The following is an 18,812-nucleotide window of genomic DNA, read 5'->3' on the forward strand; positions in this document are numbered from 1 at the left end:
ACTGGGCATGTTGGATCAGATTCGTATCGTGTTGGTAAACACCTCTCACACCGGCAACATGGGATCCGCGGCGCGGGCCATGAAGACCATGGGGCTGACCCAGCTGGTACTGGTCGATCCGCAAGCCTTGCCAGACGAGGAGGCCGTCGCCCTGGCGGCGGGAGCCAGCGACATCCTGGCCGGCGCCCGTATCGTGTCGACGCTGGATGAGGCCATCGCCGACTGCGGCCTGGTGATCGGTACCAGTGCCCGCTCCCGCACCCTGAGCTGGCCCATGCTGGATCCCCGCGAAGCGGGCGAGAAGCTGGTTGCCGAGGGCATGCAGCATCCTGTGGCGCTGGTGTTCGGCCGCGAGCGCACCGGCCTCACCAACGACGAGCTGCAGAAGTGTCACTACCACGTGGCCATTCCGGCCAACCCGGAGTACAGCTCGCTAAATCTGGCCATGGCGGTGCAGACCCTCTGCTACGAGGTGCGGATGCGCTGGCTGGCGGTGCGGGAGCAGGTTTCGTCGGAATCGGACGCGGAGCGGGTGGACTATCCCAGCGCCCTTCAACTGGAAGGCTTCTATCAACACCTGGAGCAGACGCTGCAAAAGACGGGCTTCATTGCCGATGACCACCCCGGTCACGTGATGAGCAAGCTGCGCCGCCTGTTCAATCGGGCACGGCCGGAAGCCGCCGAGTTGAATATCCTGCGCGGCATCCTCACCTCGGTCCAGAAACCCAGGCCGCAGGATTAATCCCGACTGATTTACTCAAGCATATACTTGACTGATTTAGTCGGGTATGTGACCATGTGCCTTATATTGATTGGTTTGCTAGACGGTAAGGCATATGAGACTGACCTCAAAAGGACGTTACGCAGTGACAGCCATGCTCGACGTGGCGTTGCATGCAGAGCAGGGGCCCGTTCCCCTCGCCGATATTTCAGAGCGCCAGGGCATCTCCTTGTCCTATCTGGAACAGCTGTTTGCCCGTCTGCGCAAGCATGGTCTGGTGAGCAGCGTACGCGGCCCGGGCGGTGGTTATCGCCTCGGTCTGGCCCCCGGCGAGATCTCGGTCGGTCAGGTGATCACCGCGGTCGATGAGTCGGTGGACGCCACCAAGTGTCTCGGCAAAGGGGGCTGCCACGGCGGTACCCAGTGCCTGACCCACTCCCTGTGGCGCGATCTGAGCGAGCGCATCTCCAGCTTCCTGGGGGACATCACCCTGGCCGAGCTGGTCGGTCAGGCCGACGTGCGCCGCATTGCCGGCAAGCAAGATGAACAAATGAAGACCGTGTTGTCCCTGGTTGACCGGGCGGAACGCGGTGATGTGAGCTTGAAAGTCCAACTATAAACGTGCTTTCCACGACGAGTCGCTGTGTGACCCCGTCGTAACGGAGAAAAAGATGAAACTGCCTATTTACCTTGATTATTCGGCAACCTGTCCGGTGGACCCGCGTGTCGCAGAAAAAATGATGCAGTGCCTCACCATGGACGGCCTGTTTGGCAATCCTGCCTCCCGTTCCCACCGTTTCGGCTGGCAGGCCGAAGAGGCGGTGGATCTGGCCCGTAATCAAGTGGCAGAGCTGATCGGTGCCGACCCGCGCGAGATCGTCTTCACCTCCGGCGCGACCGAGTCCAACAACCTGGCCATCAAGGGCATCGCCCACTTCTACGCAGGCAAGGGCAAGCACATCGTCACCTCCAAGACCGAACACAAGGCCGTTCTGGATACCTGCCGCCAGCTGGAGCGCGAAGGCTATGAGGTGACCTACCTCGAGCCCATGCCCAACGGCCTGTTCACGCTGGAACAGATCGAAGGGGCCCTGCGCGATGACACCATCCTGGTCAGCATCATGCACGTCAACAACGAGATCGGCGTGGTACAGGACATCGCCGCCATCGGCGAACTGTGCCGCTCCCGCAAGATCCTGCTGCACGTGGACGCCGTCCAGAGCGTGGGCAAGATCCCGGTGGACGTCGAAGCACTCAAGGTCGACCTGCTCTCCATGTCCGCCCACAAGGTGTACGGCCCGAAAGGGATCGGTGCCCTGTACGTGCGTCGCAAGCCCCGTGTACGCCTGGAAGCCCAGATGCACGGTGGCGGCCACGAGCGCGGCATGCGCTCCGGTACCCTGCCGACCCACCAGATCGTCGGCATGGGCGAAGCCTTCCGCATTGCCAAGGAAGAGATGGCGGGCGAGAGCCAGCACATCATGGCCCTGCGTCAGCGCCTGTGGAATGGCATCAAGAACATCGAAGAAGTCTACATCAACGGGGATCTGGACCACCGTGTGCCGGGCAACCTGAACGTCAGCTTCGCCTACGTGGAAGGGGAATCCCTCATCATGGCGCTCAAGGATCTGGCGGTCTCTTCCGGCTCGGCCTGTACCTCTGCCAGCCTGGAGCCTTCCTACGTGCTGCGCGCCCTGGGCCTGAACGACGAGCTGGCACACAGCTCCATCCGTTTCAGCATCGGCCGCTTCACCACGGAAGAGGAAATCGACTACGCAATCAAGCTCATCTGCGACTCCATCGGTCGTCTGCGCGAGATGTCCCCCCTGTGGGAGATGTTCAAGGACGGCGTCGATCTGAACACGGTCGAATGGGCACATCACTGATCCTTGCCAATTGGCAAGTGTTTGGTGAACAACGGAATTAGCAGGAGTTAGATATGGCTTACAGTGAAAAAGTAATCGACCACTACGAGAATCCCCGCAACGTCGGTGGGTTCGACAAGAATGACCCCAGCGTCGCCACCGGCATGGTCGGTGCGCCGGCCTGCGGCGACGTGATGAAGCTGCAGCTGAAGATCAGCGACGACGGCATCATCGAAGATGCCAAATTCAAGACCTACGGCTGCGGCTCCGCCATCGCCTCCAGCTCCCTGGTGACCGAGTGGGTCAAGGGCAAGACCCTGGACGAAGCGGCCGGCATCAAGAACACCGACATCGCCGAAGAGCTGGCGCTGCCGCCGGTGAAGATCCACTGCTCCATCCTGGCGGAGGATGCCATCAAGGCCGCCATCGCCGATTACAAGCAGAAGAAAGGTCTTTAAGTCCGGAGAGCAGTATGGCCATAACCATGACAGATGCCGCAGCGGCACGGGTTTCCTCCTTCATGACCAACCGGGGCAAGGGCATAGGCCTGCGCCTCGGCGTCAAGACGACCGGCTGTTCGGGCCTTGCCTATGTGCTCGAGTTCGTGGATGAGCTGGCCGCCGAGGATCAGGTGTTCGAGCAGAAAGGTGTCAAGATCATCGTGGATGCCAAGAGCCTGATCCACCTGGATGGCACCGAGCTGGACTTCGTGAAGGAAGGCCTCAACGAGGGTTTCCAGTTCAACAACCCGAATGCGAAAGGCGAATGCGGTTGTGGCGAAAGTTTCAGCGTGTAGGCGGGCCTGACGGCCAGGTGTCAGTGCCTGATGCCTTGCTCATCAACACGGTGGCATGGGCGCCCGCTCATGCCACCGCTCTCTTCAAGACGAGTGTGATTGCGGTACCAGCGGTATTGTCTGAGGACGTACGATGAATCATTTCGAGCTGTTCGGGCTGGCAGAGGGCTTCGAGCTCGATACTCGCCAGTTGGCTGACACCTACCGTCAGTTGCAAGCCCGGTTCCACCCCGATCGTTTTGCCACCGCCCCCGAACGGGAGCAGTTGGCTGCGGTGCAGCGTGCCGCCCAGATCAACGATGCCTTCACCACCCTCAAGGCGCCCCTGCGCCGAGCCGAATACCTGCTCTCCCTGCGCGGTACCGAACTGCGTGGCGAACAGCAGACGCTGCAAGATCCGGTCTTCCTGATGCAGCAGCTGGAGTGGCGTGAACGCCTGGCCGAGCTGAAAGGAGAGGCGGATCCTGAGGGGGCGATCCAAGATTTTCGTCGCGAGATCAGGCATGATCACCAGTCTCTGATGCAACGGCTGACCCAGGCTCTCACCTCGGGTGAGGATCTGATCGCCGCGGATTGCGTCCGCAAGCTCAAGTTTGTCGACAAGCTCCTCGAGGAGCTGGAACGATTCGAAGACTCGCTGTTCGAGTCTTGACCCTCTAACGCAGGAATTGTGATTACCCATGGCATTACTGCAAATCGCCGAGCCAGGCCAGAGCGCCGCGCCTCATCAGCATAAACGGGCCGTCGGCATCGATCTCGGCACCACCAACTCCCTGGTTGCCGCCGTGCGCAGCGGCCAGGCCGATACCCTCTGCGACGAGCAGGGGCGTTTCCTGCTGCCTTCGGTGGTGCACTACCAGGATGCAGCCATTCGTGTCGGCTTCGATGCCAAGCGTGAAGCCGCCCTCGATCCCCACAACACCATCGTCTCGGTCAAGCGGATGATGGGCAAGGCGTTGGCGGACATGGATACCCGTCAGCAACCCTATGAATTCGTGGCCGCCGACAACGGCATGCCCCAGTTGCAGACCCGCCAGGGGCTGGTCAACCCGGTGCAGGTCTCGGCCGAGATCCTCAAAGCCCTGGCCGAGCGCGGCGCCCGTACCCTGGGGGGCGATCTCGACGGCGTGGTCATCACTGTGCCCGCCTATTTCGACGACGCCCAGCGCCAGGGCACCAAGGACGCGGCCCGCCTGGCCGGCCTGCACGTGCTGCGCCTGCTGAACGAACCCACTGCCGCGGCCATCGCCTACGGCCTCGACTCCGGTCAGGAAGGGGTGATCGCCGTCTATGATCTCGGTGGCGGCACCTTCGATATCTCCATCCTGCGCCTGCATCGCGGCGTGTTCGAGGTGATGGCCACCGGCGGTGATTCCGCCTTGGGCGGCGATGACTTCGATCACCTGCTGGCGGACTGGCTGAAAGAACAAGCCGGTTTGTCCGGCCAACTCGACGCCCGCACCCAGCGCGAGCTGCTGGACCTGGCCGCCAGCGTCAAGCACGGCCTGACCGATGCAGACTGCGTCCCTTGCGCCTTCGCCGGTTGGCAGGGCACTGTGACCCGCAGCCAGTTTGACGCCCTCATTACCCCCCTGGTCAAGCGCACCCTGCTGGCCTGTCGCCGCGCACTGCGCGACGCCGGCCTTGAACAGGAGGAGGTGCTGGAGGTGGTGATGGTCGGCGGCTCGACCCGGGTGCCCCTGGTGCGCGAGCTGGTGGGGGACTTCTTCCAGCGTCCGCCGCTCACCAGCATCGACCCGGACAAGGTGGTGGCCATCGGTGCCGCTATCCAGGCCGACATTCTGGTTGGCAACAAGCCCGATGCCGAGATGCTGTTGCTGGACGTGATCCCGCTCTCCCTGGGGCTTGAGACCATGGGCGGTCTTGCCGAGAAGGTGATCCCGCGCAACACCACCATTCCGGTGGCCCGCGCCCAGGAGTTCACCACCTTCAAGGATGGCCAGACTGCCATGGCGATCCACGTGGTGCAGGGGGAGCGCGAGCTGGTGGCGGATTGCCGCTCCCTGGCCCGCTTCACCCTGACCGGCATTCCGCCCATGGCGGCGGGGGCGGCCCACATTCGCGTCACCTTCCAGGTGGATGCGGACGGTCTCCTGTCGGTCAGCGCCATGGAAAAATCCTCCGGCGTGCAGGCCGAGATCCAGGTCAAGCCCTCCTATGGCTTGGCGGAGGAGGACATCCTCAGCATGCTGAGCGCCTCCATCGCCAACGCCCAGCAGGACATGGATGCCCGCATGCTGGCGGAGCAGCAGGTGGAAGCCGATCGGGTGGTCGAGAGCCTCAATGCCGCCCTGGCCGCCGATGGCGAGGCGCTGCTGAACGCCGCCGAGCGGGCCGAGATTGATGCTGCCATCGCCCATCTGCTGACCATGCGTAACGCGGGAACAACCGATCAAATCAAAGCGGCCATCGAGGCGGCGGATGCCGCCAGTGGCGAATTTGCAGCCCGCCGGATGGACGCCTCCATCCGCAAGGTGCTGACCGGACAAAACGTCAACAAGGTGTGATATGCCAAAACTGATTATTCTGCCCCATCCCGAGCTCTGTCCTGACGGCGCGGCCCTCGAAGGTGCGAGCGGCGAGACCATTCTGGATGTGGCCCTGCGCAACGGCATCGAGATCGAGCACGCCTGCGAGAAGTCCTGCGCCTGTACCACCTGCCATTGCATAGTGCGCGAAGGCTTCGATTCCCTCGAGCCGAGCGACGAGCTGGAGGACGACATGCTGGACAAGGCGTGGGGACTGGAGCCGGAATCCCGTCTCAGCTGCCAGGCCAGGCTGGCGGACGAGGACCTGGTGGTGGAGCTGCCAAAATACACCATCAACCTTGCCTCCGAACGCCACTGACGGCCGCCTGATTACACATGAGTGAAATGCGCATGCAGCACTCGGCGGTGAAGTAGTGATATGGTGAAGGCCGTGACCCTTGAGGGCGCGGCCTTTTTTGTGCCCGTGATTTCCCTATTCGTTGATGAAGTGCCAATAAAAAGGAAGCAAGAGAACATGGCTGACATGATGAACGTACAGTTATCCACCCAGGTTGCCGCTGCCGTCTGGGGGGAGGGGGCCCAACTCAGTTTCAGTGGTGACCAGGCCCTGATCCATCTGGGCGGCGTCCTTCAGGAGCAGGACGTGCTGCGCACCGTCCAGCGTGCGGCGCGTCGGCTCGAGTCGACCGGCATCAAGCAGGTCAGACTGGTCGGAGAAGGGTGGGATCTGGAACGTCGTTACGCCTTTGCCCAGGGCTTCTATGCCGCCAAGGGCGTGCGCGAGCTCGATTTCGGCGAGCAGAACGGCCAGGAGGCCGGCGAGCTGGCGGCCCTGCTCAAGGCGACCCACTGGGTGCGCGAGGTGACCAACGGTTGCCCGGAGGCCATCTACCCCATGAGCCTGGCGGAGTCCGCCCTGCTGCTCATCCGCAGCCTCGCCGGTGACAGGGTGACTGCCCGCATCACCGCCGGGGAGGCCCTGCGCGAATCCGGCCATATCGGGATCTGGTCGGTGGGGCGCGGCAGCGAGCGCGAGCCCGTGCTGCTGGAGCTCGACTACAACCCGACCGGGGATGCCAACGCTCCCGTGGTGGCGGCCCTGGTGGGCAAGGGGATCACCTTCGACTCCGGCGGCTACTCCATGAAGTCCTCCGACAACATGCTGCCGATGAAGTCCGACATGGGGGGAGCCGCCATGGTGACCGGTGCCCTGGCGCTGGCCATCAGCCGGGGCCTCGACAAGCGGGTCAAGCTCATCCTCTGCTGTGCGGAAAACCTGGTCTCCGGCCACGCCTTCAAGCTCGGCGACATCCTGACCTATCGCAACGGCATCTCGGTGGAGATCCAGAACACCGACGCTGAGGGTCGCCTGGTGCTGGCGGACGGTCTGCTGGCCGCGAGCGAGAGCGGCGCCGCCCATATCCTCGACGCGGCCACCCTGACCGGCGCCGCCAAGACGGCGCTGGGCCGGGACTACAACGCCGTCTTCGCCCTGGATGAGGCAGAGCAGGTGCGCGCCCTCGCCGCCGCCCGTGCCGAGCACGAGAAGGCCTGGCCCCTGCCGCTCGAGTCCTGGCACGCGGGCCAGCTCACCTCGGCCTTCGCCGATCTGGGCAACGTGGCCTCCGCCGAAGGCACCGCCGGCGCCACCACGGCCGCCGCCTTCCTGTCGCGCTTCGTGCGTGACGAGGGCAAAGGCTGGGTACACCTGGATCTGGCTGCCTCCTATCAGAAGTCCGGCAACGATCTCTGGGCGACCGGTGCCAAGGGCCATGGCCTGCGCACCATAGCCCGCTGGCTGCAGGAGGTGGCTAAATGAAGATCTGTTTGAATCACGAGTGGAGCCGTGAAGTGCACCAGATGCCAGCAGGCCAGGCCTGCGCATCCATGATGACCCGCTGGCTTGCGGAGGTGGCGGCATGAACGTCTGGCTGAGCCGTGAATTTGCCGCCCCCGAGTGGGGCGAGGGGGCGCTGATCTCCCACCGCGCCGATGGTATGGTGATCCACCTGGTGACCGCCACTCCACTGCTGGACATCCAGCAGGCGGCGCGGCGCCTGTGCAGCCAGGGGATCCAGCAGGTAGTCCTGGCCGGCCACTGGGAGCGCGAGCAGCAGTGGGCCTTCGCCCAGGGGCTGCAGACGCCCAAGGCGGAGGTGGTGCTGCAGTGGGCCACCTCGTCCGAGGAGGACAGGGAGGAGCTGGAGGCGCGCTGGCTGTGCGGGCGCTGGGTGCGGGAGATGACCAATGCCACCCCGGAGCAGCTGGGGCCGCTGGAGCTGGCGGTGGAAGCCGCCGCCTTCCTCACCGAGCTGGCGCCGGACAAGATCAGCCATCGCATCCTCAAGGGAGAGGCGCTGCAACAGGCCGGCTGGGTCGGTCTCTATCAGGTCGGCCGTGGCAGCGAGCGCGAGCCCGTGATGCTGGAGCTGGACTTCAACCCTTGCGGTGACCCCAAGGCCCCCGTGGCCGCGGCCCTGGTGGGCAAGGGGATCACCTTCGACTCCGGCGGCTACTCCATGAAGACCTCCCAGGGCATGCTCACCATGAAGCACGACATGGGGGGCGCCGCCATCGTGACCGGCGCCCTGGCGCTGGCGATTCTGCGCGGCCTCGACAAGCGGGTGAAACTCATCCTCTGCTGCGCCGAGAACCTGGTCTCCGGTCATGCCTACAAGCTGGGTGACATCCTCACCTACAAGAACGGCACCACGGTGGAGATAGTCAACACCGACGCCGAGGGGCGGCTGGTGCTGGCGGACGGTCTGCAGCTTGCCGGGGAGTCCGGTGCCCCCCTCATCATCGACGCCGCCACGCTCACTGGCGCGGCCGTGATGGCGCTGGGGGGGCGCTACAATGCCCTGTTCGGTCTGGACAAGGGGCTGGTGAGCCGCGCCATGGCCTATTCGGATGCGGAGCAGGAGCCGGCCTGGCCCCTGCCGCTGGAACCCTGGCACCGCCAGCAGTGCCCGTCCCACTATGCCGACACCGCCAACAGCCGCCCCGTGCCGGGCGGCGGACCGGGGGGGGCCTCCAACGCGGCGGGCTTCCTCTCCCGCTTCGTCCCCAATGAGGGGAGGGGCTGGTTGCACGTGGATCTGGCCGCCTGCTTCAGCGAGAACGGTGACAATTTCTGGGCCCCCGGGGCCAACACCCTGGGAATGCGCACCATAGCGCACGCCCTGCTGGCGGAGACGCGTTCGGCCACCTGACGGCGGAAGGGCACCCCAGGGTGCCCTTCTCACAACTGCTGGTTTGGTGAGCAATTGATGGCGTTTTGAGGCATTAGCATGATGATCGTGCGCAAGCGCACATTTTTTCTTAACGCCCCGGTACAAGATGAGTCACCATGTTGTTTCAAGGATTCTTTTGTTTAACAAAAAGTTGATTTTTTGTGTGTTATTTCGTTTTTTGTTTACGTATAATCGCCGCCGAACATGGATTCCTACAATAAAACTCTGTAGTTAAGGAAAGAACTCAATGGCTATCGAACGTACCTTCTCCATCGTCAAGCCGGATGCGGTCAGCAAGAACCTGATTGGTGCCATTTACAGCCGCTTCGAGAGCGCGGGTCTGAAAGTGGTTGCCGCCAAGATGCTGCACCTGAGCAGCGAGCAGGCCGCCGGTTTCTACGCCGAGCACCAGGGCAAGCCTTTCTATGATGCTCTGGTCGGTTTCATGACCTCGGGTCCCGTCATGGTGCAAGTGCTGGAAGGGGAAGACGCCATCCGCCGCCACCGTGAAATCATGGGCGCCACCAACCCGAAAGAGGCCCTGGCCGGTACCCTGCGCGCCTGCTACGCTGAGAGCATCGATCGCAACGCCGTCCACGGCTCCGATGCCCCGGCCTCTGCCGCCCGTGAAATCGCCTACTTCTTCTCCGACGACGAGATCTGCCCGCGCGGCTGATATTGTCAGGTGTGACCAAGGGAGCCTCGGCTCCCTTTTGTTTTTTGGCCCTCCGCCCAATAACCTCTTATTCTCCAGGTGGAAAGCCGGACCCATTATTTGTACAATGCCGCCCCCTGACGTAGGTCAGCCGATAATTTATGAAGTGTGTGAGCTGAGGCCCCTGATGAGCGAAACAAAAACCAACCTGCTGGATCTCGACCGGGATGCCATGCGTGCCTTCTTCGTCGAGTTGGGCGAGAAGCCGTTCCGGGCAGACCAGATAATGAAGTGGATCTATCACTTCGGTTGTGATGATTTCGATCAGATGAGCAACGTCAACAAGGCGCTGCGCGAGCGGCTCAAGGCCATCGCCGAGATCCGTGCCCCCGAGATCAGCCGCGAGCAGCGCTCCGCGGATGGCACCATCAAGTGGGCCCTGCAGGTCGGCGATCAGGAAGTGGAGACCGTCTACATTCCGGAAGCGGACCGCGCTACCCTGTGCGTATCCTCCCAGGTAGGCTGCGCCCTGGCTTGTACCTTCTGCTCCACCGCCCAGCAAGGGTTCAACCGTAACCTGAAAGTCTCCGAGATTATCGGCCAGGTGTGGCGTGCCGCCAAAGTGGTGGGCGGCAAGCGTCCCATCACCAACGTGGTGATGATGGGCATGGGCGAGCCGCTGCTGAACCTGGCCAACGTGGTGCCGGCCATGAAGCTGATGATGGACGACTTCGGTTTCAGCATCTCCAAGCGCCGCGTCACCCTCTCCACCTCCGGGGTGGTGCCGGCACTGGACATGCTGGGGGATCAGATCGACGTGGCCCTGGCCATCTCCCTGCATGCGCCGAACGACAAGCTGCGTTCCGAGATCATGCCGATCAACGACAAGTACAACATCGAGTCCTTCCTTGCCGGGGTGCGCCGCTATCTGGCCAAGTCCAACGCCAACGGCGGTCGGGTCACCGTGGAGTATGTGCTGCTCGATCACATCAACGACGACATGCAGCATGCCCATGAACTGGCCAAGGTACTCAAGGAAACCCCTTGCAAGATCAACCTGATCCCGTTCAACCCCTTCCCGGGCAACCCGTTCGGCAAGCCGAGCAACAGCCGCATCGACCGCTTCTCCAAGGTGCTGATGGAATACGGCCTGACCGTCATAGTGCGCAAGACCCGCGGCGATGACATCGACGCCGCCTGCGGCCAGCTGGTGGGGGAGGTGATCGACCGCACCAAGCGCACCATGAAAAATCGGATGCAACAGGATGGGATTTCCGTCAAAATGGTTTAACTCCTAAGCCATTGTATAGACAGGAAATGGATATCCGTACATTGATCGTAGTGGCAGCGCTCTGCGCGCTGCCAGGCTGTGTCACCGAGACCACCTATGCCGGGCAGAATTCGACCCAGCGCGAGGTGGGTCCCGATCTCAAGGCCGCCGCCCAGACTCGCCTCGATCTGGGGATCCAGTACCTGCGTCAGGGCAATGCCGAGCAGGCCAAATTCAACCTCGACCGCGCCCTCCAGTACGATCCCGGCAACCCTCAGGTCTATATCGGTTTCGCCTATTTCTACCAACAGGTGTCGGATTTCAAGGCGGCCGAGGAGAACTACAAGAAAGCGCTGGCCATGGACCCGACCAATGCTGACGCGATGAACAACTACGGCGCCTTCCTCTGCAATCGCGGTCGTTTCGAGGAGGCGGAGAGAGCCTTCCTGCAGGCGGTCAGCCAGCCCGATTACGTGAAAATCGCCGATACCTACGAGAATGCGGCGCTCTGCTCGATGCAAAATCACAGAAATGACAAGGCGAGTGAGTATTATCGCCTGGCCTTGGGGTATAATCCCCGCAATCCTAGGTTATTGCTGGACATGGCGGAGCTTTCCATGAAAGATGGCAAGCTGCCTGATGTTCAGTCTTACCTCGTTCGCTTTGCCGAAGTGGCGGAGGAAAACGAGGAGAGCCTCTGGCTCCGGCTGCGGCTGGCCCAGGCCATGGACAAACCGGCATTACTTCACCAATTCGGGACTGAGCTGGTAAGGCAATATCCCACTTCGCAACAAGCCAAGCGTTACTTAGCCAATGACTACTGAACAGCCACACGATTTCCAAGACGACTCCCAGGCAGCGGGCCCAGGCCAGCTGCTGCGCAACGCCCGTGAACAGCTCGGCTGGACCCGGGAACAGGTTGCGTCCCGCATTCACCTTCGTCTGACCCTGATCGCCGCCATCGAGGCGGATACCTACGACAAGCACACGTCCCACACCTTCATTCGTGGCTATCTGCGCGCCTATGCCAAGCTCGTCGGCATTCCCGAGGAGACAATCCTCGCCGCTTACGACAAGCTGGGACTGACGCCTCCCGACAACATCGACATGCAGAGCTTCTCCCGCCGCTCCCGCCAGCAGGCCAACGACAGCCGGCTCAAGGTGGTGACCTGGCTGGTGATCCTGGTGCTGATCGCCCTCTCCGTCGCCTGGTGGTGGCAGAGCACGGCGCGCCGCTCCGCCGGTGACGAGGCCCTGGCCGCCACCGAGATGAGCGGCATCGACAACACCCCGAGCGCCGCCGTCCCGACTGCGGTCGAGGTCGCCGCGCCCGTGCTGCCCGCCACCTCTGATGCCGTCTCCACCGCGCCTGCGGTGAGCGATGCCGTCGCCACTGTGCCGGTCGCCGTGGCCGCGCCCAGCGCCGCCGTGACGACGGATGCCTCTGCCGCGGTGGCGACAGCGTCCCCTGCCGAGAGCGCGACCACAGAGCCGGCCAAGGCGCCGCAGCTCAAGATGAGCTTCACCGCCGACTGCTGGCTGGATGTCAAGGATGCCAACGGCAAGACCCTGTTCAGCGGCCTGAAGAAGGCGAACGACGAGCTTGTGCTGGAAGGACCCGAGCCACTCAAATTCATCATTGGCGCGCCCATGGCGGTCAATCTCGAATACCAGGGCAAGTCCTTCGACATGAGCCGTTACAACAACGGCCGAACTGCCCGCTTCTCACTGCCGCAGGAGTAATCTGTTCGCCATGTCCGCACACGAATCTCCCATCGTTCGTCGCAAATCCAGGCAGATCATGGTCGGCAACGTACCGGTCGGGGGCGATGCCCCCATCACGGTGCAGACCATGACCAACACCAAGACTACGGACGTGGCCGCCACCGTCGAGCAGATCCAGCGGATCGAGCGGGTCGGTGCCGACATAGTCCGGGTCTCCGTACCCACCATGGAGGCGGCGGAGGCCTTCCGGCTCATCAAGCAGCAGACCCGCATTCCCATCGTCGCCGACATCCACTTCGACTACCGCATCGCCCTGAAAGTGGCCGAGTACGGTGCCGACTGCCTGCGCATCAACCCGGGCAACATCGGTAACGAGGAGCGGGTGCGCGCCGTGGTCGACTGCGCCCGTCACTACAACATCCCGATCCGCATCGGCGTCAACGGCGGCTCCCTGGAGAAAGATCTCCAGGAGAAGTACGGCGAGCCGACTCCCGAGGCCCTGCTGGAATCGGCCATGCGCCACGTGGATTATCTGGATCGCCTCAACTTCGACAACTTCAAGGTGAGCGTCAAGGCGTCCGACGTCTTCCTCGCCGTCGGTGCCTATCGCCTGCTGGCGAAGCAGATCGATCAACCCCTGCATCTGGGTATCACGGAAGCGGGCGGCTTCAGAGCCGGTGCGGTCAAGTCCGCTATCGGCCTCGGCATGCTGCTGAGCGAGGGCATAGGTGACACCCTGCGCATCTCGCTCGCCGCCGATCCGGTGGAGGAGGTGAAGGTGGGCTTCGACATTCTGAAATCCCTGCGTATCCGCTCCCGCGGCATCAACTTCATCGCCTGTCCCTCCTGCTCCCGTCAGGAGTTCGACGTCATCGGCACCGTCAATGCCCTGGAAGAGCGGCTGGAAGACATCATCACCCCGATGGATGTTTCCATCATCGGCTGCGTGGTGAACGGCCCGGGGGAGGCGCTGGTCTCCGATCTGGGCCTCGCCGGTGCGGCCAACAAGAGCGCCTTCTACGAGGGGGGCCAGCGGGTCGACCGGCTCGATAACAAGGATCTCGTGCCGACCCTGGAGCGACGCATCCGTGCCCGGGCGGCCATGCTGGATCCGGCCAACCAGATCCAGGTGGACAAAGGTTGAACCATGAAGGGGCCACCTGGGGTGGCCCCGGCTTTAGGTTATTGATTTTGAATCCCGCATCCGGGCACCCGATTTTACCTCGGGGTCGAAAATCCCTATAATGCGGCCAAATTTTACCTCTTTTTCTCGAGTATCAACGTGGCAAAACAGATCCAAGCGATTCGCGGTATGAATGATTGCCTGCCGGAGCAGAGCCCGGTATGGCAGAAAGTGGAACAGATCCTGCGCCAGGTCGTGGCCAGCTATGGCTACAGCGAAGTGCGCATGCCCATCGTCGAGCAGACCCATCTGTTCAAGCGCGCCATCGGTGAAGTGACCGACGTGGTCGAAAAAGAGATGTACACCTTCGAAGATCGCAACGGTGACAGCCTGAGCCTGCGTCCGGAAGGGACCGCCAGCTGCGTGCGCGCCGGCATCGAACACGGCCTGCTCTACAACCAGGAGCGCCGGATGTGGTACATGGGCCCCATGTTCCGCCACGAGCGTCCCCAGAAGGGCCGCTATCGCCAGTTCCACCAGTTCGGGGTCGAGCTGTTCGGCATCAACGGGCCTGACATCGACGCCGAGCTCATCATGCTGACCCATCGCCTGTGGCGTCTGTTCGGCATCCAGGATCACGTCACCCTGCAGCTCAATACCCTTGGTCAGAGTGCCGAGCGCGCCGCCTATCGCGATGCCCTGGTGGCCTACCTGGAGCAGTACAAGGATCAGCTGGACGAAGAGAGCCAGCGCCGCATGTACAGCAACCCCCTGCGGGTGCTGGACTCCAAGGACGAGAAGGTGCAGGCCATCCTGGTCGGGGCGCCGCGCCTGTTCGATCACCTGGGCGAAGAGAGCCTGGCTCACTTCGAAGGGCTCAAGCGCCTGCTCACGGCCGCCGGCATACAGTTCGAGGTGAACGAGCGTCTGGTACGCGGTCTCGACTACTACAACCTCACCGTGTTCGAGTGGGTCACCAACAGCCTGGGTGCCCAGGGCACCGTCTGTGCCGGCGGTCGCTACGACGGCCTGGTGGAGCAGCTCGGCGGCCAGCCGACCCCGGCGGTGGGCTTTGCCATGGGGATGGAGCGTCTGGTACTGATGCTGGAGACCCTGGAGCTCAACGCCGACATCCGCCCGGCGGTGGATGTCTATCTCTGCATGGTGGGCGAGGGGACCGAGCAGGCGGGCTTTGCCCTGGCCGAGCGGCTGCGCGATGCCCTGCCTGACCTTCGCCTGATGAGTCACTGCGGCGGCGGCAACTTCAAGAAACAACTCAAGCGTGCCGACAAGAGCGGCGCGGCCATTGCCCTGATCCTCGGCGAGACCGAGGTGCAAAGCGGGGAGATCACCATCAAATATCTGCGTGGCCAGGCCGAGCAACAGACCGTCTCGGTCGATGCCGCCATCGCCCTGCTGGCAGCTAAAGGAGAGTAAGCTGTGGAAGTCTATACCACCGAAGAACAACAGGTTGAGGTCATCAAGAGCTGGTGGAAAGAGAACGGCACCTCGGTGATCGCCGGGACCGTGATCGGTCTGGTGGGGCTGTTTGGCTGGCGCTACTACAACGAGATGCAGCAGAGCAACCAGGAAGCCGCCTCCCAGGCTTACAACGCCATGACTGCCCAGCTCGCCAAGGGTGACGACGCCGCCCTGGCGCAGGCGAAGAGCTTCATCGCCGCCCATCAGGGCGACGCCTATGCCGAGCTGGCTTCCCTGCAGCTGGCCGCAGCCGCGGTCAAGGCGGGCAAGCTGGATCTGGCCGCCGAGCAGCTGACCCAGGTCGCCGCAAACGGTGACGACAGCATCAAGCCCATCGCCGCCCTGCGCCTGGCCCGCGTCCTGAACGATCAGGGCAAGGCCGACGAGGCCCTGGCCCAGCTTGGCAAGATCGGCAACGACGCCTTCAAGGCCCAGGTGGCGGAAGTGCGCGGCGACATCCTGCAGAAGCAGGGCAAGGCCGAAGAGGCCCGCGATGCCTACCAGGCGGCGGCCGATGCCGGCGGCCTGCAGTCGAGCAGCGAACTCAAGCTGAAGATGGACGATCTGGCGCTGCCAGCGGTCACTGCGGGCGAGGCTCCGGATGCGTAATCTGTATAAGCGAGTGGTGCTGGGGGCGGCCGTCTCCCTGGCCCTGCAGGGGTGCTCCCTGTTCAGTTCCGAAGAAGATCTCAACCCCATGGCGCCCCTGCCCACGGTGGAGTCCGCGTTCACGGCCGACACCGCCTGGTCCTCCTCGGTGGGGGATGGCATCGGCGACTTCTACTCCCAGCTCAAGCCGGTGGTGGAAGAGGACCGCATCTATGCGGCGGCCCGGGATGGTGACGTGACCGCCTTCGAGCGCGACAGCGGCAAGGAGCTGTGGAGCGTGGATCTGGCTGACTTGCCCATCAACGCCGACAAGCGCAGCGCCCGTCTCTCCGGCGGCCTGGTCTCCCGCTACGGCAAGCTGTTCCTCGGCTCCGAGAACGGGGTGGTCTACGCCCTGAACGCGGAGAACGGGGAGGTGTTGTGGCAGACCACGGTACCGGGTGAGGTGGTGGCGAGCCCCGCCGTCGAGGATGGCCGTGTGGTGGTGCTGACCACCTCGGGCCGCCTGGTGGCGCTCGATACCGACGAGGGCAAGCTGCAGTGGACCCTGTCCGAAGAGCAACCGCCCCTGACCCTGCGCAGTGCCGGTGCCCCCGTCATCACCAACGGCGCCGTGCTGTACGGCCGCGCCGATGGCAAGGTGGGCATCGCCCTGCTGAGCAACGGCCAGCCGGTGCGCCAGTCCAAGGTGGCCGACCCGCGCGGTGCCACCGAGCTGGATCGCATGGTGGATGTGGATGCCGCCCCCCTCATCGCCGGCGACGAGCTCTATGCCATCGCCTACAATGGCCAGCTGATGGCCCGCAAGCTGATGAGCGGCGACGAGGTGTGGAAGCGCAAGTATTCCGGCTACCGCGACATGGCGGTGACTGGCAATGCCATCGTGCTGACCGACAGCCGCAGCCACCTGTTTGCGGTGGACCGTCGCAACGGGCTCGAGCTGTGGTCCAACACCCAGCTGGAAAACCGCACCGTGACCGCCCCCGTCATCCTGGGTGACTATGTGGTGGTCGGGGATGTGGAAGGTTACCTGTATTGGCTGGACCGTACCGACGGCTCCATCAAGGCCATGCAGCAGCTCGACAGCAGTGGTCTGTACGCCGCCCCCCTGGTGGATGGCGACACCCTGTATGTGCAGAGCCGTGGCGGCAAGCTGTACGCTATCAAGCGTCCCTGATCGCCCGTTAATATGAATCTCCGGCTCCTGGTCTTCGGACCCGGAGCCTTTGTCGTCTTGAGAATGAGGCTTTTATGACTCCTGTAGTAGCCCTGGTGGGCCGCCCCAACGTGGGGAAATCCACCCTGTTCAACCGCCTGACCCGTACCCGGGATGCCCTGGTGGCCGACTTCCCCGGCCTGACCCGGGACCGTAAATACGGCCAGGCGAAGCTGGGCGAGCTGGAATTTATCGTGGTCGATACCGGCGGTATCGATGGCACCGAGGAGGGGATCGAGCTGAAGATGGCCGAGCAGTCCCTGCTGGCCATCGAAGAGGCCGATGTGGTGCTCTTCATGGTGGATGCGCGCGCCGGCCTGACCGCGGCGGATCAGGCTATCGCCGAGCACCTGCGCAAGAGCCACAAGAAGGTGTTTCTGGTGGCCAACAAGACAGACGGCATCGACGGCGACTCCGCGGTGTCCGAGTTCTACGGCCTGGCCCTGGGGGAGGTCTACCAGATGGCGGCCGCCCACGGTCGCGGCGTGCTGAGCCTGCTGGAGCTGGCGCTGGCCCCCCATCTGGAGACCCTGGTGGAGTCTGCGGCCGAACAGGCGGCGGACGAGGAGCAGGAGGAGTTCGACGAAGAGGCGCTGGTGCGCATGCTGGCCACGGGCGAGCTGGATACCAAGGAAGACACCAAGGAGACGCCGTTCGCCGACCTGCCCATCAAGTTTGCCATCGTCGGTCGCCCCAACGTCGGCAAGTCCACCCTGACCAACCGCATGCTGGGTGAAGATAGGGTCATCGTCTATGACATGCCGGGCACCACCCGCGACTCCGTCTACATCCCCATGGAGCGCGACGAGCAGAAGTACGTGGTCATCGACACCGCCGGCGTGCGCCGCCGCGGCAAGGTGCACGAGACGGTGGAGAAATTCTCCGTCATCAAGACCCTCAAGGCGATTGAAGATGCGAACGTCTGCCTGCTGGTGATCGACGCCCGTGAGACCATCACGGATCAGGACTTGAGCATCCTCGGTTTCGTGCTCAACAGCGGCCGCTCCGTGGTGCTGGTGGTGAACAAGTGGGACGGCCTGGATCAGAAGGTCAAAGAGGACGTCAAGAACGAGCTGGACCGTCGTCTGGGCTTCATCGACTTCGCCCGCATCCACTTCATCTCCGCCCTGCACGGCAGCGGCGTCGGCCACCTGTTCGAGTCCATCAACGAGGCCTACGAGTCCGCCACCCGCCGCACCAGCACCGCCATGCTGACCCGGATCATGCAGATGGCCCAGGAAGATCACCAGCCGCCCATGGTGAATGGTCGCCGGGTCAAGCTGAAGTATGCCCACGCCGGTGGCTACAACCCGCCGCGCATCGTGATCCACGGCAACCAGCTGAACGACTTGCCGGACTCCTACAAGCGGTATCTCATCAACTATTTCCGCAAGTCCCTGAAGATCATGGGCACCCCGATCCGGGTCGAGTTCCAGGAGTCGGTCAACCCGTTCGAGGGCAAGAAGAACACCCTGACCCTGAGCCAGGAGCGTCAGCGCAAGCGTCTGCTCAAGGCCAAGGCGAAGAAGTAAGGCCCTGCGGCTGCCCTCACCGGCAGCCGTTTTTCTTGGGGTCGATGGAGGAGGGGAATGTGCAGTGGGCCCACC

Annotated in this window: 19 protein-coding genes; all 19 read left to right on the plus strand. The window is 63.2% G+C overall.

Features of this window, described 5'->3' with window-relative positions; translation table 11 throughout:
• The first annotated feature begins 7 nt into the window (after positions 1–7).
• Positions 8–742, plus strand: coding sequence for a tRNA (cytosine(32)/uridine(32)-2'-O)-methyltransferase TrmJ (gene trmJ, locus AB5Y72_RS04350; protein ID WP_325782954.1), 735 nt, complete (start codon positions 8–10; stop codon positions 740–742).
• 94 nt (positions 743–836) lie between these two features.
• Positions 837–1,340: a Fe-S cluster assembly transcriptional regulator IscR gene (gene iscR, locus AB5Y72_RS04355; RefSeq protein ID WP_025327241.1), complete on the plus strand. Its 504-nt coding sequence runs from the start codon at positions 837–839 to the stop codon at positions 1,338–1,340.
• Positions 1,341–1,392: 52 nt separating this feature from the next.
• On the plus strand, positions 1,393–2,607 hold the full coding sequence (locus AB5Y72_RS04360) for an IscS subfamily cysteine desulfurase (RefSeq protein WP_325782953.1): 1,215 nt from the start codon (positions 1,393–1,395) through the stop codon (positions 2,605–2,607).
• 53 nt (positions 2,608–2,660) lie between these two features.
• On the plus strand, positions 2,661–3,044 hold the full coding sequence (gene iscU, locus AB5Y72_RS04365) for a Fe-S cluster assembly scaffold IscU (protein WP_010675059.1): 384 nt from the start codon (positions 2,661–2,663) through the stop codon (positions 3,042–3,044).
• A 14-nt stretch (positions 3,045–3,058) separates the two neighbouring features.
• Positions 3,059–3,382 (plus strand): iron-sulfur cluster assembly protein IscA, encoded by a 324-nt coding sequence (gene iscA / locus AB5Y72_RS04370; protein WP_042076614.1) that lies wholly within the window; start codon positions 3,059–3,061, stop codon positions 3,380–3,382.
• A gap of 133 nt (positions 3,383–3,515) precedes the next feature.
• A complete protein-coding gene (gene hscB / locus AB5Y72_RS04375; protein WP_042076613.1) occupies positions 3,516–4,034 on the plus strand; it encodes a co-chaperone HscB in 519 nt (172 codons plus the stop codon).
• 28 nt (positions 4,035–4,062) lie between these two features.
• Positions 4,063–5,910, plus strand: a complete 1,848-nt coding sequence (hscA, locus tag AB5Y72_RS04380; protein ID WP_325782952.1) for a Fe-S protein assembly chaperone HscA — start codon at positions 4,063–4,065, stop codon at positions 5,908–5,910.
• A gap of 1 nt (position 5,911) precedes the next feature.
• On the plus strand, positions 5,912–6,250 hold the full coding sequence (gene fdx, locus AB5Y72_RS04385; protein WP_042076608.1) for an ISC system 2Fe-2S type ferredoxin: 339 nt from the start codon (positions 5,912–5,914) through the stop codon (positions 6,248–6,250).
• Between the two features lie 156 nt (positions 6,251–6,406).
• Positions 6,407–7,711, plus strand: coding sequence for an aminopeptidase PepB (gene pepB / locus AB5Y72_RS04390; RefSeq protein WP_368198632.1), 1,305 nt, complete (start codon positions 6,407–6,409; stop codon positions 7,709–7,711).
• 100 nt (positions 7,712–7,811) lie between these two features.
• Positions 7,812–9,104 (plus strand): aminopeptidase PepB, encoded by a 1,293-nt coding sequence (gene pepB / locus AB5Y72_RS04395; protein ID WP_325782950.1) that lies wholly within the window; start codon positions 7,812–7,814, stop codon positions 9,102–9,104.
• A gap of 268 nt (positions 9,105–9,372) precedes the next feature.
• On the plus strand, positions 9,373–9,801 hold the full coding sequence (gene ndk, locus AB5Y72_RS04400) for a nucleoside-diphosphate kinase (RefSeq protein WP_042076603.1): 429 nt from the start codon (positions 9,373–9,375) through the stop codon (positions 9,799–9,801).
• A gap of 166 nt (positions 9,802–9,967) precedes the next feature.
• The gene (locus AB5Y72_RS04405) at positions 9,968–11,071 is read left to right on the plus strand and encodes a bifunctional tRNA (adenosine(37)-C2)-methyltransferase TrmG/ribosomal RNA large subunit methyltransferase RlmN (protein WP_042076601.1); all 1,104 of its coding nucleotides are present in this window, start codon (positions 9,968–9,970) and stop codon (positions 11,069–11,071) included.
• 11 nt (positions 11,072–11,082) lie between these two features.
• A complete protein-coding gene (gene tapF, locus AB5Y72_RS04410) occupies positions 11,083–11,874 on the plus strand; it encodes a PilW family type IVa pilus biogenesis/stability lipoprotein TapF (RefSeq protein WP_216990447.1) in 792 nt (263 codons plus the stop codon).
• A complete protein-coding gene (locus AB5Y72_RS04415) occupies positions 11,864–12,793 on the plus strand; it encodes a RodZ domain-containing protein (RefSeq protein WP_209792669.1) in 930 nt (309 codons plus the stop codon). Before tapF ends, AB5Y72_RS04415 begins: the two co-directional genes overlap by 11 nt.
• 10 nt (positions 12,794–12,803) lie before the next feature.
• The gene (gene ispG, locus AB5Y72_RS04420) at positions 12,804–13,919 is read left to right on the plus strand and encodes a flavodoxin-dependent (E)-4-hydroxy-3-methylbut-2-enyl-diphosphate synthase (protein WP_042076598.1); all 1,116 of its coding nucleotides are present in this window, start codon (positions 12,804–12,806) and stop codon (positions 13,917–13,919) included.
• Positions 13,920–14,057: 138 nt separating this feature from the next.
• A complete protein-coding gene (hisS, locus tag AB5Y72_RS04425; protein ID WP_042076595.1) occupies positions 14,058–15,335 on the plus strand; it encodes a histidine--tRNA ligase in 1,278 nt (425 codons plus the stop codon).
• 3 nt (positions 15,336–15,338) lie between these two features.
• Positions 15,339–15,989 (plus strand): YfgM family protein, encoded by a 651-nt coding sequence (locus AB5Y72_RS04430; protein ID WP_368198633.1) that lies wholly within the window; start codon positions 15,339–15,341, stop codon positions 15,987–15,989.
• Positions 15,982–17,166: an outer membrane protein assembly factor BamB gene (bamB, locus tag AB5Y72_RS04435; RefSeq protein WP_325782948.1), complete on the plus strand. Its 1,185-nt coding sequence runs from the start codon at positions 15,982–15,984 to the stop codon at positions 17,164–17,166. The genes AB5Y72_RS04430 and bamB overlap by 8 nt, the downstream gene beginning before the upstream one ends.
• Before the next feature lie 74 nt (positions 17,167–17,240).
• Positions 17,241–18,737, plus strand: coding sequence for a ribosome biogenesis GTPase Der (gene der / locus AB5Y72_RS04440; RefSeq protein WP_209792664.1), 1,497 nt, complete (start codon positions 17,241–17,243; stop codon positions 18,735–18,737).
• Positions 18,738–18,812 lie beyond the last annotated feature (75 nt).

It is taken from the genome of Aeromonas sp. R7-4, from assembly GCF_040908055.1.
Classification (GTDB): domain Bacteria; phylum Pseudomonadota; class Gammaproteobacteria; order Enterobacterales; family Aeromonadaceae; genus Aeromonas; species Aeromonas sanarellii.

Bases quoted from the DNA above. Each gene is read 5' to 3' on its own strand.
- hscA (WP_325782952.1), top strand. From the start codon at position 4,063: ATGGCATTACTGCAAATCGCCGAGCCAGGCCAGAGCGCCGCGCCTCAT.
- AB5Y72_RS04415 (WP_209792669.1), top strand. From the start codon at position 11,864: ATGACTACTGAACAGCCACACGATTTCCAAGACGACTCCCAGGCAGCG.
- ndk (WP_042076603.1), top strand. From the start codon at position 9,373: ATGGCTATCGAACGTACCTTCTCCATCGTCAAGCCGGATGCGGTCAGC.
- AB5Y72_RS04405 (WP_042076601.1), top strand. From the start codon at position 9,968: ATGAGCGAAACAAAAACCAACCTGCTGGATCTCGACCGGGATGCCATG.
- ispG (WP_042076598.1), top strand. From the start codon at position 12,804: ATGTCCGCACACGAATCTCCCATCGTTCGTCGCAAATCCAGGCAGATC.
- iscU (WP_010675059.1), top strand. From the start codon at position 2,661: ATGGCTTACAGTGAAAAAGTAATCGACCACTACGAGAATCCCCGCAAC.
- bamB (WP_325782948.1), top strand. From the start codon at position 15,982: ATGCGTAATCTGTATAAGCGAGTGGTGCTGGGGGCGGCCGTCTCCCTG.
- iscR (WP_025327241.1), top strand. From the start codon at position 837: ATGAGACTGACCTCAAAAGGACGTTACGCAGTGACAGCCATGCTCGAC.
- der (WP_209792664.1), top strand. From the start codon at position 17,241: ATGACTCCTGTAGTAGCCCTGGTGGGCCGCCCCAACGTGGGGAAATCC.
- iscA (WP_042076614.1), top strand. From the start codon at position 3,059: ATGGCCATAACCATGACAGATGCCGCAGCGGCACGGGTTTCCTCCTTC.
- trmJ (WP_325782954.1), top strand. From the start codon at position 8: ATGTTGGATCAGATTCGTATCGTGTTGGTAAACACCTCTCACACCGGC.
- AB5Y72_RS04360 (WP_325782953.1), top strand. From the start codon at position 1,393: ATGAAACTGCCTATTTACCTTGATTATTCGGCAACCTGTCCGGTGGAC.
- pepB (WP_368198632.1), top strand. From the start codon at position 6,407: ATGGCTGACATGATGAACGTACAGTTATCCACCCAGGTTGCCGCTGCC.
- hscB (WP_042076613.1), top strand. From the start codon at position 3,516: ATGAATCATTTCGAGCTGTTCGGGCTGGCAGAGGGCTTCGAGCTCGAT.
- pepB (WP_325782950.1), top strand. From the start codon at position 7,812: ATGAACGTCTGGCTGAGCCGTGAATTTGCCGCCCCCGAGTGGGGCGAG.
- fdx (WP_042076608.1), top strand. From the start codon at position 5,912: ATGCCAAAACTGATTATTCTGCCCCATCCCGAGCTCTGTCCTGACGGC.